Below are 16,188 nucleotides of genomic sequence, written 5' to 3' on the forward strand. Positions count from 1 at the left end.
ACTCCATGCGACAAAAACCCCGAACTGCCGGGCCGCGCGGGAAAGCCAGCCCGCCCCATCGACGCAGCGCAGCCGACATCCCGGCGGTGGCGACCTTCCAGCCCGACCCGCCGGCCACCGACGCACCGGAAGAACCCCAGGACGAGCAAGCCGCCGAAACGGTCAGGCGGATGGTCGAGGCGGCCTACACCTAGACCGGCGACCCGTTCACCTGCCGCATCACCCCGACCCACTGATCCAGTATCGGTAGGATTGTCTCCGCCGTCTCCGACGGTAGGCTGGGATAGACCATATCCACCTCCAGCGACTGATACCGCCCGATCAGCGTCGCATCCGGCGGCTGCGCCCCGATCACGATCTGCATCGCCGCCGGACCCCGTCCGGCTTCCGCCGTCATCTGGCGGAACCGGGGGATCAAATCCGTTAGCGGAGTGCTGTCGCTCGCGGTCACCTGCGGCATCCAGCCATCGCCATAACGCACCGCCCGCCGAGCGGAATAGGGGAACGCGCCCCCGACCAGGATCTTGGGATGCGGCGCCTGCACCGGCTTCGGCCGTGCCGCCATCGGCCCGAAATCGACGAACTCGCCGTGGTATTCGGCCGCCTCCTCGGTCCAGATCGCCTTCATCGCCTCGATCCGCTCGCGCGCCAGCTTGTGGCGGGACGAAAAATCGGTGCCGTGATTTTCCATCTCATCCTGGTTCCAGCCGTTGCCGATCCCGAACACGAATCGGCCGCCGGAAACCTGGTCGATCGACGCCACCAGCTTCGCGGTCTGGATCGGATCGCGCTGCGCGATCAGGCAAACCCCGGTCGCCAGCCGCAAGCGGGTGGTCACCGCCGCCGCCGCGGTCAGCGTCACGAACGGGTCCATCACGTCGTAGTACCGCTTCGGCAACTCCGATCCCAAGGGAAACGGCGTCTTGCGAGACAACGGGATATGCGAATGTTCGGGCGCCCAAAGAGTATCGAACCCACGCTCCTCCATCGCCCGCGCCAACGCCACCGGCGTCATCGAGTAATCGGTGAAGAACATCGATGCGCCGAACTTCATCGCCCACGCCCTCCAGGTCGCGCAACCAGCGCATACCAAATCACCCCGAAACCGATCTACCCGTGATCAGCCGCGACCCTGACCAGCAACTTGCCAAAATTGCGCCCCGACAGAATACCGGTCAGTGCATCCGGCGCATTCTCCAGCCCATCGATGATATCCTCGCGGTGAACCAGACTGCCATCGGCCACCAGCGTCTCCGCCATCGCACGCCATTCGGTCATCCGGGCCGGCCGGTCCGAAACGATGAAGCCCTGGATCAGGATCCGCTTGCCGACGACGAAGCCCAGGTTGGGCCCGGGCGGCATGGTGTGCTCGTTGTACTGCGAAACCATGCCGCACATCGCCACCCGAGCGAACGCATTCAGTTGCTCGAACACCGCCGCCTGCACCGCGCCGCCGACATTCTCGAAGTAGCAGTCGATGCCGTTCGGGCAAGCCGCCCGCAACTCCCGTCCCAGGTCCATGGATCGGTGATCGACGCAATCGTCGAACCCCAGGCTGTCCTGCGCCCATAGGCACTTTTCCGACCCACCGGCAATGCCGACGACACGCGCGCCGGCCCGTTTTGCGATCTGCCCGGCAACCGAGCCCACCGCACCGGACGCGGCGGCAACCACGAATGTCTCGCCAGGCTTCGGCTTGCAGATTTCCGTCACCCCCGCGTAAGCCGTCGCCCCAGGCATTCCCAGCACCCCAAGATAGGCCGACAACGGCGCCCCCCCGCGGCTGATCTTCACCAATTGACCGCCCAGCGTCACCGAATGCGTCTGCCAACCGCGCGACCCCACCACGATGTCGCCCGCCGCGAACCCGGGATGAGACGACGCGACCACCTCACCCACGCTCTCGCCGGTCATTACTTCACCGATCTGGATCGCCACCGCGTAGGTCTGCTCCTCACGCAGCCGACCGCGCATATACGGATCGATCGACAGCCACAGCGTCCGCGTCACCACCTCGCCCGCGCCGGCCTGCGGAATCGCATCCTCCCGGATCTCGAAGTCCGCCGCCGAGGGTTCGCCGCGCGGGCGTCGCTTCAGCACCACCGAACGGCGCGAACCGGAATTGCTCATCACGCCGCCTCGGCTTTCAGCACCAAACGACCGGTGACCTTGCCGTCACGCAGTCGCATCAGCGCATCATGGGCCTGGCTCTGCGGCACGCTGGACACCGGCAACGCCAGCAGGTCGCCATCGTGAGCCAGCTTCACCAGTTCACGTAATTCCTTCGGATTACCCACATAGCTCCCCTGCACCGTCAGCGCTCTGATGGCCATGATCGGCAGCGGCAGCATCAGTTCGCCACCGAACAGACCAACCTGGATCAGCTTGCCGCCCTTGGCCAGCGCACCGAAAGCAAAACGCGCCGTCGCGGTGCCGTTGACCAGATCGATCACCGCCGGCACCAGCCCGCCAGCCGCCTCGATGATGCTCTTGGTCACCGCCCGCCCCTCGCCGCGCGCGTCCACCGCCTTGCTGGCACCGGCCTTCAACGCCGCCTCGCGCTTCTCGGCGCTGACATCGACGCTGACGATGTTCTGGTGCTTCAGCGCCCGCAGCACGGCAATCGCGTTCAGCCCTAGCCCACCAGCACCCACCAGCACGATCGGCTGCGTTGGAGCCAGCGGCATCGCCTTCTTGATCGCCGAATAGACCGTGATGCCGGAGCACGCATAGGTCGCCGCCACCGCCGGATCGATCGTGCCCGGATCGATCAGGTGCCGAGGGTGCGGCGCCACGACATGAGTCCCGTAGCCGCCGTTCTGGTAAACCCCCAGGCTGCGCGCTGCGACCGAGCACATGTTATCCTCCTCGCCCAGGCACTTTTCGCACTTGCCGCAGCCCAGCCAGGGAAACACGATGCGCAGGTCGCCGACCTTCACCCCCTTCGCATCCGGCCCCAGCTTCACCACCCGCCCGACGATCTCATGCCCCATCGCCAGCGGAAGAGTGACGCCGCGATCCATCAGCGACATCTTCTGGCCGCCCCCGATGTCGTAATACCCCTCCCAGATATGCAGGTCGGAGTGGCACACGCCGCAATGCGTCACTTCCAGCAACACCTCGCTGCCGGTCGGCTCCGGCGTCGGCAACTCGATCTCCTTCAACGGCTGCCCATTTTCCACCACCGCCCATGCGCGCATTTGTCTCTCCTGCTTTTCCGGCGTCGCCGGATAGCCTGCTTTCCGACGCCGCGGGATGGATAGCGCGGGATGGCGATCAGGCAAAGGCCCGCCGCCTAAGCCGCTTCCGCCATCGTCGACCGTTCGCAGGCCACCGTCGTGCGATGCATGTCGCGCACCTGCCCGGCATCGAACGGCCTGGCGCGGTGCATCGTAGATCGGTTGTCCCACATCACCAGGTCCCATTGCCGCCATCCATGCGCATAGACAAATCGCCGCTGAGTGGCATGTTCGATCAGGTCACGCAGCAGCGCCCGCGCCTCCGGCACCGGCCACCCCACGATCGCTCCGGCATGTGAGGCCAGATACAGCGACCGCTGCCCGGTCGACGGATGGCGCCGCACCAGACGCTGCAAAACCGGCTTGAAACGCTCACGGTCTTCATCTGTGAAATCACTGAACCCAAGCAACGACCGCGAATACAGCTGGCTGTGTTCGCAGACCAAATCCTCGATCTCGGCCTTGGTTTCGTCATCCAGCGTGTCGTAGCCGGCCCGCATGTCGGCAAACTCGGTGTTACCGCCAGCGGACGGGATCAGCCGCGCCGACAACAACGAGAACTTCGCCGGCACCGCCTTGAACGAACTGTCCGAGTGCCAAAGCCGGTTTCCCAGGCTGAACAACCGCCGCCGGTTGTCACGCGCCAGCACCTGGTTGTCGTTGTCCAGGTTGGAGATATCGTTCACCAACGCCGACCCGATCCGCCGCTTCTTGCCCCAGTTCAGATCACCGCTGGCTTCCTCCAGTTCACCGAAATGGCCCGAGAACGCCAACTGAGTGTCGTCGTCGAACCGTTGGTCGTGAAACACCAGCACGCCGTACTGGTCCATGCCCCGCTCGATCGCGCCGGCCTGCTCACCGCTCAGTGGCCGGGTGATGTCGATGCCCGACACTTCGGCCGCGAAGAACGGCCGGGATGCAGGATCGATCGGTCGAATCGACATTGTCATGAATTACCTCCCCCGAGCGTGCGGCCTCAGTGCAGTTCCGCTAGCCCCATTGCATGTCCGAACCGACGCGACGGCTCCTGAGGATCGCCGTACTTGCGGTGCATGGCGGTGTGATAGGCTGCCGCCAGCAGCAAGCGATCGCGGTCCGGCTGGCGGTTGGTGTCGAAGTCCATCAGCATGCACTGGGCGATCTCCTGGTTGTGCGGGTCGTTGCCCATCTTGCAGGCCGCCAGGGCAATGCGCTGCACCAGTCGGTCGCGGTCCGCGCCGCTGTCGCAGTATGCCTGGGTCCAGCCGATCGCCTCATCGCCATGCAGTGCCACGATCGCATGGTCCACCCGGTCCAGGATCTGCTCTGCGCTCAGCGATCCTGCCCCCGAGGGCACCTGCGGCGACACCGGATGCACCTCTCCCAGGCCCTGCTGGTTGTACGCCACCCGATTGGCGAACATGGCCGCGACGTAAAGCAGCCGCAGCCGCCGCGGATGATCGAACGTGTCCCAGAACCAGGCCAGCGTGTTGTGATACTCGTAGCAATGGTGCGGCATGTTGAACGCGTTCGGGTCCCGCGTCTGCAGCACCAACTGCGCTACCGCGATCTGCAGCACGTCCAGGATACGGCGCGGATCCTTGCCGGCTTTCAGCAGCTTTGTCACCACCTCCAGAGACTCTATCTCGCCTTGCCGCAGCACCGCGTTCGATAGCTCTACCGCTTCCTGCTGGTTCACCGGCGCGCTGTTGCGCAACATCGCCCGTTCAGCATCGCTGACCCCGCCATACGGCACCGCGCGCAGCGTCTCACCCTCGATCATCATCTTGATGTAGTTGCAGGCGACCTCATAGGTCGAATACCACCGCGGCCCGACAGCGATATCCAGCGCGCCGGCATAAACCACCTGATGCGCATGGTCCCAACCCAGCGCATTGCCGATCTCCACGGTGGACCGAGCGCGATAGGCTTTGTGGCCGGTCGTGTAGGAACGGTTGTGCAGCAGCCGGTCCTGCACATCGATCAGCCCAGCAAACACCATCTCCGCCAGCACGTCACGCCGTTCGGCCGGATTCTGCATCAGCCCCAGGAACAGCCGGTAGGCCTCGATCACCTGGCCGCGATGCACCAGCGTCATCCAGTTGTTCAACCGCTCCTTCAGCGGGCCGCTCTGCGCCAGCGGCTCCTGATCCGGCCAAAACACCGTCGGCGCCGGTGGCGCCTCGACCTCGCCCTGGTTGCCGCGATGACGCGTGTAATGACCCGGCGCCTTGTCGATCTTCTGGTTCCAGATATCCAGGCCAGTGGGAATATACCAGATCGTCTGTGCCATCGGCAGCATCGCCAAATGCGGCGGCAGCATGCGGTTCAGGTTCAACGTCGCACGCGCGCTCAACAGGCAGTGGTCGTTGTTGACGAAATTCGGATACCCGTCGTCGATCCGCTCGTGATACGGCACATGGGTGTACGGCGCGTGAATCCGCACCCCCTCGGCGACGATCTCGGTCAGCGGCCGGTTGGCGTGCACCAACTCGTAGAACACGTCGCTTGCGCCCTTCTGGTCGCGCATCAGGCAGCGATCCTCCAGCCTGTCATACAGGCCGCGGACCACACTGCTGCGTTTGCTCTCCGAGGCGACGTGCGTATCCATCCAGGCTTCCTCCGACTGTCGATCAATTCAGCCGATCCTAAGCTTGACAGGACGGTGGCGACAACCATCGTGCCGGCTCGCAGGGGGAACTTCCGCATGACCAACCCGCAATCCGGAACCGAATGGACCGTCACCGACATCGCCGGCACCGGCCAACAAGGCTATTCCGGGGACGGATCAAGCGCACTCGGCGCAAACCTGAACAACCCCTTCGACCTGGCGTTTTCCCCCGACGGCAGCTTGGTTTTTTCCGATACGTACAATCATTGCATTCGCCGCATCGATGCCGCCAGCGGGATCATCTCGACGATCTGCGGCACCGGCGAGGCCGGCTTTTCCGGCGACGGCGGACCCGCCGCGCAGGCGCGGCTGAACCAGCCCTATGGCATCGCCATCGACCGCTCAGGTCAAGTGTTCCTCGCCGACCGCCTCAACCGCCGGGTTCGGGTTATCGATACCAGCGGGGTCATCGCCACCCTGGCCGGTGACGGTTCGGGTCAATCCAGCGGCGATTCCGGGCCCGCTCCCCAGGCCGGACTCCCTGAACCCAACGGCCTGGCGCTCAGCCCCAACCAGTCCCGCCTGTTCATCGCTGACGTCGCCGGACACCGCGTGCGCGTGGTCGACCTGGCCACCCGAACCATCGAAACTTTCGCCGGAACCGGACAGCCCCGCCACGACGGCGACGCCGGCCCAGCCGCCAAGGCAGCCATCTTCGGCGCCCGCGCCGTCGCCTTCGCCCCCGAGGGCTCGCTCTACGTGATGGAGCGCCAAGGCAGTTGCATCCGCCGCATCCATGATGGCGTTATCCAGACCGTGGCCGGAACCGGCGCCCGAGGCTACGCCGGCGACGGCGGCGACGCCCGCCACGCAGTGTTCGACGCACCGAAGGAAATGGCGGTCGATGCCGACGGCAACATCTACGTCGTGGACACCGAAAACCACGCCATCAGGCGGATCGATGCGGATAGCTGGATCATCATCACCATCGCCTCGGGTCTGGCCCGCCCGCACGGTGCCCTGGCCGCGCCCGACGGCAGCGTGTTGATCGCTGACAGCGAGCATCATCGGCTGCGGCGGCTGATGAGAGGGACCCCGGATGGTGGGCGCGACAGGGATTGAACCTGTGACCCCCGCCGTGTGAAGGCGATGCTCTACCGCTGAGCTACGCGCCCATCCAGGACGCCGGCTTCCTAGTCAATTGGCCAGCCCACCGCAAGACCTTCCCCCACCGCAAGACCTTCCAAGGACCCTGCCGAGATGCCGACCCGTGCAACACCACCCGCCGACCCGCTGCAAGACGCCCGCCGCCGCGTCGCCGAGGACGACCGCCAGGACTTCGATTTCGCCGCCCGAGGCTTCATCGCCACCCGCGCCGACCCGGTCATCCGGCGCCAGGACGGCCGGGTCGCAGTCGATCTCGCCGCCTACACCTTCCTCGACACCGACCCACCCGAAACCGCCAACCCCAGCCTCTGGCGCCAAGCCCGCATCCTCACCCGGCACGGCCTGTTCAAGGTGGCGGACCGCATCTACCAGGTGCGCGGTTTCGACGTCTCCACCGTGTCGTTCATCGATGCCGGTGCCGGTTGGATCGTTATCGATCCGCTGACCACGGTGGAGCCGGCCCGCGCCGCGCTCGAACTGCTGCACGCCCACGTTGCCGCCAAGCCGGTGATCGCCGTGATCTATTCCCACAGCCACGTCGATCATTACGGCGGCGTTGGCGGAGTCACCCGCCCCGCCGACGTCGCCGCCGGCACCGTCAAGGTGATCGCACCAGAAGGCTTCCTGGAAAACGCGGTGTCGGAAAACATCATCGCCGGACCCGCCATGCTGCGCCGCGCCCGCTTCCAGTTCGGCCACACCCTGCGCTGCTGCGCCGAGGGCGAGATCACCTCCGGCCTCGGCCCGCGCCCGTCGCGCGGCTCGCCCTCATTGATCGCGCCGACCGATCTGGTGACCCACACCGGGCAGCAACTCACCATTGGCGGCGTTACGATTGTGTTTCAATTTACCCCGGGGACCGAAGCGCCTGCCGAAATGAATTTCTACCTGCCGCAATTCCGCGCCGTGTTCATGGCCGAGAACGCCAACCTCACGATGCACAACCTGCTGCCCGCCCGAGGCGCACTGGTGCGCGACGCCAAGGCCTGGGCGGACTACCTCACCGAATCGATCCGCCTGTTCGCCGACCGAAGCGATACCATGTTCGCCGCCCACGGCATCCCTCGCTTCGGCCAACCCGAGATCACCCGCTTCCTCAACAGCCATCGCGACGCCTACAAATACCTCCACGATCAGACCGTGCGGCTGATGAACACCGGCCTTACCGCGACCGAAATCGCCGAGACACTCAGGCTGCCCGAAGCCCTCGCCCGGCAATGGTTCAACCGCGGCTACTACGGCACCATGAGCCATAATTCCAAGGCGATCTATCAACGCTATCTCGGCTGGTACGACGCCAATCCGGCCAACCTCGATCCGCTGCCGCCGGAACCGGCCGCGCGCAAGTACGTCGCCGCGATGGGCGGCCCCGATGCCATGATCAGGCTGGCCGACGCCGCCGCCGGCGAGGGCGACCCGCGCTGGGCCGCCACCTTGCTCAACCACGTGGTGTTTGCGGATGAAACCAATATCGCGGCCCGCGAACGCCTGGCTGCGATCTACACCCGTAACGGCTTCGAAAACGAGGCCGGAACCTGGCGCAACATCTACCTTACCGGCGCCCAGGAATTGCGCACCGGTCCCGCCCGCCTGCCGTCAGGCGGCTTCAGCCCCGACGTCCTGGCGGCGGCAACCACACCGATGATGCTCGACTTCGCCGCGGTGCGCATCGACCCCGACCAGGCCGCGTCGCGCGCCTTCAAGATCAACCTCGAACTGACCGATCGCCAGGAAACCCATCTGCTTGCGGTCCAGAACGGCGTGCTGGTGCATGAGCCGAACGTCCAGGATGCCGCCGCCGGCGCCACCGTCCGGCTACGCTGGCCCGACCTCCTGCGGACGCTGCTCGAGCACGCCGCCATCGACCCGTTGCTGCAAACGGGCGCCATCCAGATCGAGGGCGACGCATCGCTCTACCCGGCGCTGACCGCGATGATCCAGCCGCTGAACGCCAATTTCGCCATCGTTACGCCCTGACGACCTACATCGCCCCTCTTACATCGCCAAATATCCGCCATCGACGTAAAGCTCGGCGCCGGTGATATAGGACGCCTCGTCGGACGCCAGGAACAGAACGGCGTTGGCTACCTCGTCCACCTCGCCGGCCCGCCCCAGCGGCACCGCCCGCAGCATCTTGGCTCGGACATCAGGGTCGGCGGTGGCGCCCGACGTGCGCATCGGCGGCATCAGCCCGGGATGGACGGAGTTGCAACGAATCCGCTCCTTGCCGAACTGCACCGCGGTCGACTTGGTCATGATCCGCACCGCGCCCTTCGCGGCATTGTAGCTCATGTGAACCATGCTCTGCCCCACCACGCCGGAAATCGACGACAGATTGACGATCGACCCGCCGCCGTTCTGCCGCATCTGCCGTACCGCCGCGGCAGTGCCAAGGAACACGCCGGTGCTGTTCACCGCCATGACCCGCTCCCACAGCCCGGAATCGAGCAGGTCGTTGGTCGCGCTGCCGCTGATGCCGGCGTTGTTCACCAGGATGTCCAACCGCCCGAAGGCGCGAACGGTTTGCTCCAGCACCGAATTCCAACCGGCTTCATCGGTGACGTTCAGTGCCATGAACACCGCGGTGCCGCCCGCCGCCGCGATACTGTCCGCCACCGCCCTGCCCTCTTGCTCCAGCATGTCGGCGATGACCACCTTCGCGCCTTCCTTGCCGAACCGGCGCGCCGTCGCCGCGCCCATCCCCGACGCTGCTCCGGTTATGATGGCGACCTTGTTTGCCAGCCGCATGACCATCTCCTCCTGTTGTTGACCCACACCACGCGCCAAGGCGTCATTCAAGTAACGACCGCCTGGCCGAAACGAACTCCTCCACCGCCGCTAGCAGCGCGTTGCATTCCGCATCGCCGATCGGCAGCGACAGCGTCATCATCCCCCGCCGAGCCAGCCAGATCCCGCGTGACAGCAGGTCGAAAAAGAACAGCTCCTTCAGCTTCGCATCACCTCTCGCCGCATCTTCGGGACTGCTCAGCGGACCACGCAGCATATGCACCGCCAGCATCGACCCCTGCCCGGTGAACTGCATCTTCGCATCGGCCGACCGGCACAACGCGTTGAGCTGACCGCGCAGCCGGTCACCCCGGGCGTTCAGCGCCGCCGCCGCTTCCGGCGTATAGACATCTGTCAGACCTGCCAGCCCGGCCGACATCGTCAGCACGTTGTTGTTGAACGTCCCCGCATGCGGCAGCGCATCCGCCCGCCGCGGATCGAACAGATCCATGATCTCGGCTCGGCCGCCGAACGCGCCGAACGACATGCCGCCGCCAATGTATTTTCCCAGCGTCGTCAGATCCGGCTTCACCCCGAGGGTCGACTGCAAGCCGCCCGCGGCAAGCCGAGACGTCATCACCTCGTCCAGCACCAGCAACGCCCCGACCCTGCTCGTCTCCTGTCGCAGCATGACCAGGAAGTCGGCCGAGGCCGAGATGCAACCGCCGCTGCCGATCATCGGTTCCAGGATCACCAGGGCCAGGTCGTCGCCATGTTCGGCGATCAACGCCTGGGTCGCGGCAATATCGTTATACCGCGCCAGCACGGTGTCGAACGGCACATTGATCGGCGATCCCCCACCGGCGAACCCGAACACCGCGCCATGGTAGCCGCCATTGAACACCAGCACCTTCTTGCGCCGGGTGAAGATCCTTCCCAGCGACATCGCCAGCAGGTTCGCCTCGGTGCCGGAGTTGGTGAACCGCACGCGGCTCAACCCGAACCGCTCGCACACCGCGCGGGCAAACCGCGCCTCGATCATGTTGCAGGCCCCGAGGCTGATGCCGTCATCCAGCGCCCGGTTCACCGCGGCACGGATCACCGGATGCGAGTGCCCATACAGGCCCGCGGTATATTCCCCCAGGAAATCGATGAATTCCCGGCCATCGGCGTCCCACATGCGGCAGCCGTCGGCCCGCGCCATCGCCAGCGGAAACGGCGCGTAATGCAGCACCGAACGGGTGTTGCCGCCGGGCATCACCGTGGCCGCCTCGACATAACGCGCCAGGCTGGCCGGTGCGCCGGTGACGTAGGCCTCTTTCGCCTCGTTCAGCGCAGCGTCGATGTCGGTGTTGCGCAAGCTGGTCTCGCCCATGTCCCCTCCCCTCGCCGCGCGTCAAGTCTGCGCATCGCCCGGTCCAAACGCAATCGGTCGCAACGCAATCCGCACCCTGGCGGTGCCTCCGCCACCACGATAGTGTAGCTCGCCAGCAGCCAAGGGACCCTCGCCGATGGACCTGAAAGACCACATTCGCGGTATTCCGGATTTCCCCAAGCCCGGCATCCTGTTCTACGACATCTCGACGTTGCTGCGCGACGCCGATGCCTGGCAGGTGGCGATGGGCCGCATGGCACGCACGGTGCGCGCCTACGCGCCCGACCTGGTCGCCGGCGTCGAAAGCCGAGGCTTCCTGATCGCCGCCCCGCTCGCCCTGAAACTCGGCTGCGGCTTCATCATGATCCGCAAGCGCGGCAAGCTGCCCGGCGAAACCGTCGGCCTGAACTACGCCCTGGAATACGGCGAGGACCGAGTGGAAATCCAGGCCGATGCCGTCCAACCCGGCCAGCGCGTCGTGGTGGTGGACGATCTTCTCGCCACCGGCGGCACCATGGCCGCCGGCATCGCCCTGCTGCGCCAGGTCGGCGCCGTGGTGCCGGCCGCGGCCGCGCTGATCGAACTCAGCTTCCTCAACGGCCGCGCGCGGCTGGATGTGCCGTGCGAGGCGCTTGTTTCGTACTAGGATTGGGCTGCCTCGCGGTCGGCGCATGTGCGGTTTCCGCGCCGGCCCGAGCCGAGCTTCTGACGCATCACGATCTGCCTATGCTGTTGCGCCGACCATCGCCCACGGCACCGTAGGGAGCTGTAGCGCCAAAGGATATCGTGTATCCGCCGTCGTCGTTGACCGCGACGGGCAAACCATCGTCGCCATCCGCGGCGATAACGCCAGCCCCCATACGATGGAGAACGCTCGGCGCAAGGCGTACACGACGATGAGCTTCCGCACCTCGACCACCGATTACGCCAAGCGCTCCGCCGACAACAACCCGGTCGTCCGACAGCAGGTGACGCTGCCCAACGTGATCGACATTCCCGGTGGTCTGCCGATCAAGTTGGGAACCGAGATCGTCGGCGGTGTGGGCGCCTCGGGATCACCCGGCGTGGACGAGCCGTGTGTGCAGGCCGGGCTGGACAAGGTCATTAGGCAACTCTCAGGCTCGAATTTTTGATTGCTGCAACTGCGCGGTGATTGCACACACACAACGGTCTGTCGTGCTTTGCCTTTTGCGCCATTTACTGCTTGAATACACTATTGCCTGCCAAAGTATTGGTGTGGTGCTGCGCCTTGCCTTCAAAAATAGGCTTGCGCTGTTCCAGCCGCACGACGTCCTGGGCCCGCGATAACGGATCATGTGATCTCCGCCGCATCCCTGTGCAGAAGAAATTCGCAGGAGGAGCGCTCTGTTGGCACGGTCGTTAGCGCATCCAGCGCGGCAAAACCGGCCTGGCTGGTTCGTCGAACATTGCAGTGATCCGCTCACGCTGTTTCTCATCGAGCGCTGCCACGAGACGCTGCCAAAACCGCTTTTGCACCGGGTCTCTGATGCGGCCGACAAAGCGTTCGAGGACGGTGACACTAGGCAACAGCAGCACCTTGCTCACGATCAGCTAGGTCGTGCCGCAATCAACCGGCGCGCCAGGATCGCCATCGAGACTCCGAGCACAGCGCGCACAGTCATCGGGGGCCAAACGAAATCGGGCCGGTGCTTTGACATACCACTGCACGTTAACTAGGCTGACCCCACCGGGACGAGGACTGAATGCCTCCGACAGTGCTGTCGTTGGTTTTTATACATGCATTTGCCTGGCCAACGGGCACTACTGCTTATATCTCAAGCAGTTTTTGTCAGAAGCCGGGGACGAGGATGGGTATCGACTTCACGATGTCGGACGATCCTGTCGCTTGGTCCCCAAGAGACAGATGAATCAGCTGATCCCAGTTAACGTCGCCGGGGCCGCAAACCCCACCAGCACAGGAGACAAATGATGGTGTATGATCCCAGGACGGCAACCGGAATTCCGACCGAACCGGCGGGTTCCCTGCCGCGACCGGCCAAGCTGCAGGCGGCTTTCGCTGCCTATGATTCCGGCGAGATCAGCAAGCAGGCATTGGAGGCGGAGCAGGAAATCGCCGTCAAGGATTCGATCGAACGCTTCGAGGCCACCGGCTCACCGATCATCGCCGACGGCGAGCAATGGTCGTCAAGCTTCGCAACCTATCCCTTTATGACGACCATGGCCGGGACCGGCCTGAATTCATGCTGCGGCCCAGGCGGACAGACTTTCGCCTTGTTCCCCGATGGGCACTACAAATCCATGCCCAAGCTGGTGGGCGGTCCGTTCCGATACAATCAATACGCGGCTGACTCGCTGGTCAAATCCATGCGGTTTGCCACCAAACCGATGAAGCAGGCGGTTATTGCTCCGTCGATGCTGTCGCTGCTGCTTCCATTGCACGTCAAGCTGCCCGACTACACCCGCGAGCAATTCGAGATGGACCTGGTCAACGAGTGCGAGAAGGACATCCGCAAGGCATTCGCCGCCGGCGCGGCCCGCGTCACCATCGACTTTACCGAAGGTCGGCTGTCGCTGAAGCATGACCCGCGCAATCCGTGGACCGACGCCAACCTTCTGCCGCACTTCATCGAGCTGATCAGCATGGTGGTCGACCGTTTCACGCCGGAGGAACGGATAAACCTCGGCGTGCATACCTGTGCGGGCAGCGACGCGGACTCGAACCACAGCGCCGAGGTTCCCTACAGCAGCCTGTTGCCGGCGCTGTTCTCGATCAATGCCGGCTACTTCACCATCCAGGCTGCCTGCGAGACGGACAAGGAAGCGACCTACGAGATGATCGGCAAGCACAGCAGGGATGACGCCAAGGGGGTTCCGCAAATGTACTATGTCGGCGTGATCTGGTGCCAGAACCCCAAGGTGGAGACTGCGGAAGAGGTGTCAGCAGCCTTGGTCCGGGCGGCCGACTTCATCCCAAAGAACCGCCTCGGCTCCACCGACGATTGCGGGTTCTCGCCGTTCGCCATCGACAAGAAACCGGCCTACGGCTCGCCCGACTTCGCGCGCGACGTCGCGTTCAAGAAGATCAAGGCCCGCGTCGATGGCACTATGATGGCGGCGCAAAAGCTCGGCATCCATTGAGCGCAGCGACTACAGCGGGAAGACTTCGCCCATTTGGCCGGAGACCAGAAAAGAGCGGCGCTGGTGAAGGCGCCGTTTCGCTGATCCAGCAAAGTTATGAGACCTGAGGAGTGGGTTGGTCTCGCGCGGTGCGCGCTCATTCCCTTGCTGTTGTAACCAAGTCGGGTTGGTCATGCCCGGCGGCGTATCGGGCGGGGCCTCCGCGCCAGCAGGGTTCACCCCACCAGTTCAGGCTGCGGCCCGCGCACCAACTTGCCCGGCAGCGTCCCGGTCGCCTGCCCCTCGCGGAACGTCACCCGCCCCGACACGATCGTCGCATCGTAACCTGTGACCTTCTGCAGCAACCGCTTGCCGCCCGCCGGCAAGTCGCTGACGACATAAGGCGATCCAGACCCCAGTCTCTCCCAGTCGATCACATTGACATCCGCCTTCTTGCCCACCGCAAGCACGCCGCGATCATGCAGCCCGGCGGCTCCGGCGGTATCCGAGGTCAGCCGGCGGATCAATTCGGAAACCTCCCAACGCTTCTCCTGCCGCCCCCAATGCGTCAGCAGCCAGGTCTGGTAGCCGGCATCCAGGATGAAGGCGACGTGCGCGCCGCCATCGCCCAGGCCCATGATGCAGTTGCGGTTGTCCAGCAGTGTCTCCGGCATCGACAGATCGCCATACGCATAATTGCCCAGCGGGTGATAGATGAAGTTGCCGCCGTCATCCTCCACCAGCATGTCGTAGGCGACCTCCGGCGCGGTCATGCCCTGCCGTCCGGCGATCGCCGCGATGCTGTCCTCCAGCTTGGGCTGATAGTTCGGCGGGTTGCCGAAGCGGAACATGAAATCGAACGACATCCGATGGAACAGCGGGAAGGTGTTGCCCGCCTTCGGATCCTCGCTCAGAATCCGCGCCCGCACCTCTGGGTCGCGCATCCGCCGCGCCCGCTCGGCCACCGGCAGCCCAGCCATCGCCTTATAGCTGGGACAGCCGGAGAACGGGTTCTGGCTGCCGGCGAGCCCGAGCAGCACGCCGATCGCCCGTGGCGCCACCACCGGGCGGATCGGCACCCCGTCACGCGCCGCCTTGTCGGCGTGCCGGATCAGGTCGCGCCACACCTCCGGCCGAGAGTGCCGCTGCGTCAGCGTAAACACCGCCGGACGCCCACACGCCTCGATCACCCGGCGCAACATCGCAAACTCCGCATTGTGGTCCGGCGCCCATTCCGAGACCATCTCCAGCATCCCCGACCCGGCGTCCTTCATGCCGAGCGCGATGCCGCGCAACTCGTCCTCTTGCGCCCGCAGCGTCGGCGTCGGATCACCCCTCAGCGTCTTGTGCGACAAGCTGCGAGAGGTCGAGAACCCGAACGCCCCCTCCGCCATCGCCTGGCGCGCAATCTGGCGCATCTCGGCAATATCGGCCTGGTTGGCATTCTCCAGTTGGATCGCTCGGTCGCCCATCACGAACACCCGCACCGCCGCATGCGGCAGCAGCGCGCAGATGTCGATGTCGCGCTGCTTACGATCCAGCGCGTTCAGGTATTCGCCGAACGACTCCCATTCCCATTTCAGCCCCTCGTGCATCACCGCGCCGGGAATGTCCTCGACGCCTTCCATCAACTCGATCAGCCGCTCGCGATCGGCCGGCTTGCACGGCGCGAACCCAACGCCGCAGTTACCCATCACCGCGGTGGTGACACCGTGCCAGGACGACGGCGCCATATGGCTGTCCCAAACCGCCTGAGCATCATAATGGGTGTGGATATCGACAAACCCCGGCGTGACCAGCTTGCCCTTGGCATCGATCTCGTCCGCCCCGCCACCGGAAACCGTGCCCACCGCGGCAATCTTGTTGCCGATGATCCCAACATCAGCGTCGCGTGGCGCGCCTCCTGTGCCATCGACGACGGTGCCCCCGCGAATGACCAGATCGAATGCCGGCATTGGACTTTCTCCTTCACGCTTGGCACAGAGTCTGAT

15 protein-coding genes and 1 tRNA gene are annotated in these 16,188 nt (G+C 64.9%); 6 read left to right on the forward strand and 10 right to left on the reverse strand.

What is annotated here, in order from left to right; translation table 11 throughout:
• Nucleotides 1-5 precede the first annotated feature (5 nt).
• Nucleotides 6-194: a hypothetical protein gene (locus tag ACQY4Y_RS02530; RefSeq protein ID WP_428488989.1), complete on the forward strand. Its 189-nt coding sequence runs from the start codon at nt 6-8 to the stop codon at nt 192-194.
• Here the strand turns inward: ACQY4Y_RS02530 and ACQY4Y_RS02535 are convergent.
• From ACQY4Y_RS02535 to ACQY4Y_RS02555, 5 genes are all read right to left on the reverse strand, one after another.
• Nucleotides 191-1,054, reverse strand: coding sequence for an LLM class F420-dependent oxidoreductase (locus ACQY4Y_RS02535; RefSeq protein ID WP_428488990.1), 864 nt, complete (start codon nt 1,052-1,054; stop codon nt 191-193). The two genes, ACQY4Y_RS02530 and ACQY4Y_RS02535, sit on opposite strands and share 4 nt — an antisense overlap.
• A 56-nt stretch (nt 1,055-1,110) precedes the next feature.
• Nucleotides 1,111-2,130, reverse strand: a complete 1,020-nt coding sequence (locus ACQY4Y_RS02540; RefSeq protein ID WP_428488991.1) for an NADP-dependent oxidoreductase — start codon at nt 2,128-2,130, stop codon at nt 1,111-1,113.
• The gene (locus tag ACQY4Y_RS02545) at nt 2,130-3,200 is read right to left on the reverse strand and encodes an alcohol dehydrogenase (protein ID WP_428488992.1); all 1,071 of its coding nucleotides are present in this window, start codon (nt 3,198-3,200) and stop codon (nt 2,130-2,132) included. The genes ACQY4Y_RS02540 and ACQY4Y_RS02545 overlap by 1 nt, the downstream gene beginning before the upstream one ends.
• Before the next feature lie 95 nt (nt 3,201-3,295).
• The gene (locus ACQY4Y_RS02550; RefSeq protein ID WP_428488993.1) at nt 3,296-4,189 is read right to left on the reverse strand and encodes a TauD/TfdA dioxygenase family protein; all 894 of its coding nucleotides are present in this window, start codon (nt 4,187-4,189) and stop codon (nt 3,296-3,298) included.
• Nucleotides 4,190-4,215: 26 nt separating this feature from the next.
• Entirely contained in the window at nt 4,216-5,829 is a 1,614-nt protein-coding gene (locus ACQY4Y_RS02555; protein ID WP_428488994.1) for a hypothetical protein, read from the reverse strand.
• 96 nt (nt 5,830-5,925) lie between these two features.
• Between ACQY4Y_RS02555 and ACQY4Y_RS02560 the strand changes: the two genes are divergently transcribed.
• Nucleotides 5,926-6,951 (forward strand): hypothetical protein, encoded by a 1,026-nt coding sequence (locus tag ACQY4Y_RS02560; protein WP_428488995.1) that lies wholly within the window; start codon nt 5,926-5,928, stop codon nt 6,949-6,951.
• Here the strand turns inward: ACQY4Y_RS02560 and ACQY4Y_RS02565 are convergent.
• Nucleotides 6,930-7,004 (reverse strand) — tRNA-Val (locus ACQY4Y_RS02565). The genes ACQY4Y_RS02560 and ACQY4Y_RS02565 overlap by 22 nt on opposite strands.
• 85 nt (nt 7,005-7,089) lie before the next feature.
• Between ACQY4Y_RS02565 and ACQY4Y_RS02570 the strand changes: the two genes are divergently transcribed.
• Nucleotides 7,090-8,973 carry an alkyl/aryl-sulfatase gene (locus tag ACQY4Y_RS02570; RefSeq protein ID WP_428488996.1) on the forward strand — a complete coding sequence of 628 codons (1,884 nt, stop codon included), beginning with the start codon at nt 7,090-7,092 and terminating at the stop codon, nt 8,971-8,973.
• A gap of 18 nt (nt 8,974-8,991) precedes the next feature.
• Here ACQY4Y_RS02570 and ACQY4Y_RS02575 read toward each other — a convergent pair whose 3' ends face one another.
• Nucleotides 8,992-9,744, reverse strand: a complete 753-nt coding sequence (locus ACQY4Y_RS02575; protein ID WP_428488997.1) for an SDR family NAD(P)-dependent oxidoreductase — start codon at nt 9,742-9,744, stop codon at nt 8,992-8,994.
• 43 nt (nt 9,745-9,787) lie between these two features.
• The gene (locus ACQY4Y_RS02580; protein WP_428488998.1) at nt 9,788-11,098 is read right to left on the reverse strand and encodes an aspartate aminotransferase family protein; all 1,311 of its coding nucleotides are present in this window, start codon (nt 11,096-11,098) and stop codon (nt 9,788-9,790) included.
• 136 nt (nt 11,099-11,234) lie between these two features.
• Between ACQY4Y_RS02580 and ACQY4Y_RS02585 the strand changes: the two genes are divergently transcribed.
• Both ACQY4Y_RS02585 and ACQY4Y_RS02590 read left to right on the forward strand, forming a co-directional pair.
• Complete coding sequence (locus ACQY4Y_RS02585) at nt 11,235-11,744, forward strand: adenine phosphoribosyltransferase (protein WP_428488999.1); 510 nt, start codon at nt 11,235-11,237, stop codon at nt 11,742-11,744.
• A 25-nt stretch (nt 11,745-11,769) separates the two neighbouring features.
• Nucleotides 11,770-12,231: a GlcG/HbpS family heme-binding protein gene (locus ACQY4Y_RS02590; protein ID WP_428489000.1), complete on the forward strand. Its 462-nt coding sequence runs from the start codon at nt 11,770-11,772 to the stop codon at nt 12,229-12,231.
• A gap of 247 nt (nt 12,232-12,478) precedes the next feature.
• On the opposite strand, the gene ACQY4Y_RS02595 is transcribed toward ACQY4Y_RS02590, so the two are convergent.
• Nucleotides 12,479-12,664, reverse strand: a complete 186-nt coding sequence (locus ACQY4Y_RS02595; RefSeq protein WP_428489001.1) for a hypothetical protein — start codon at nt 12,662-12,664, stop codon at nt 12,479-12,481.
• Nucleotides 12,665-13,048: 384 nt separating this feature from the next.
• Between ACQY4Y_RS02595 and ACQY4Y_RS02600 the strand changes: the two genes are divergently transcribed.
• A complete protein-coding gene (locus ACQY4Y_RS02600) occupies nt 13,049-14,218 on the forward strand; it encodes a hypothetical protein (protein ID WP_428489002.1) in 1,170 nt (389 codons plus the stop codon).
• Between the two features lie 215 nt (nt 14,219-14,433).
• On the opposite strand, the gene ACQY4Y_RS02605 is transcribed toward ACQY4Y_RS02600, so the two are convergent.
• On the reverse strand, nt 14,434-16,152 hold the full coding sequence (locus ACQY4Y_RS02605) for an N-acyl-D-amino-acid deacylase family protein (RefSeq protein ID WP_428489003.1): 1,719 nt from the start codon (nt 16,150-16,152) through the stop codon (nt 14,434-14,436).
• Nucleotides 16,153-16,188 lie beyond the last annotated feature (36 nt).

Origin of the sequence: Rhodopila sp. (genome assembly GCF_965277165.1) — a bacterium.
Classification (GTDB): Bacteria; Pseudomonadota; Alphaproteobacteria; order Acetobacterales; family Acetobacteraceae; genus Rhodopila.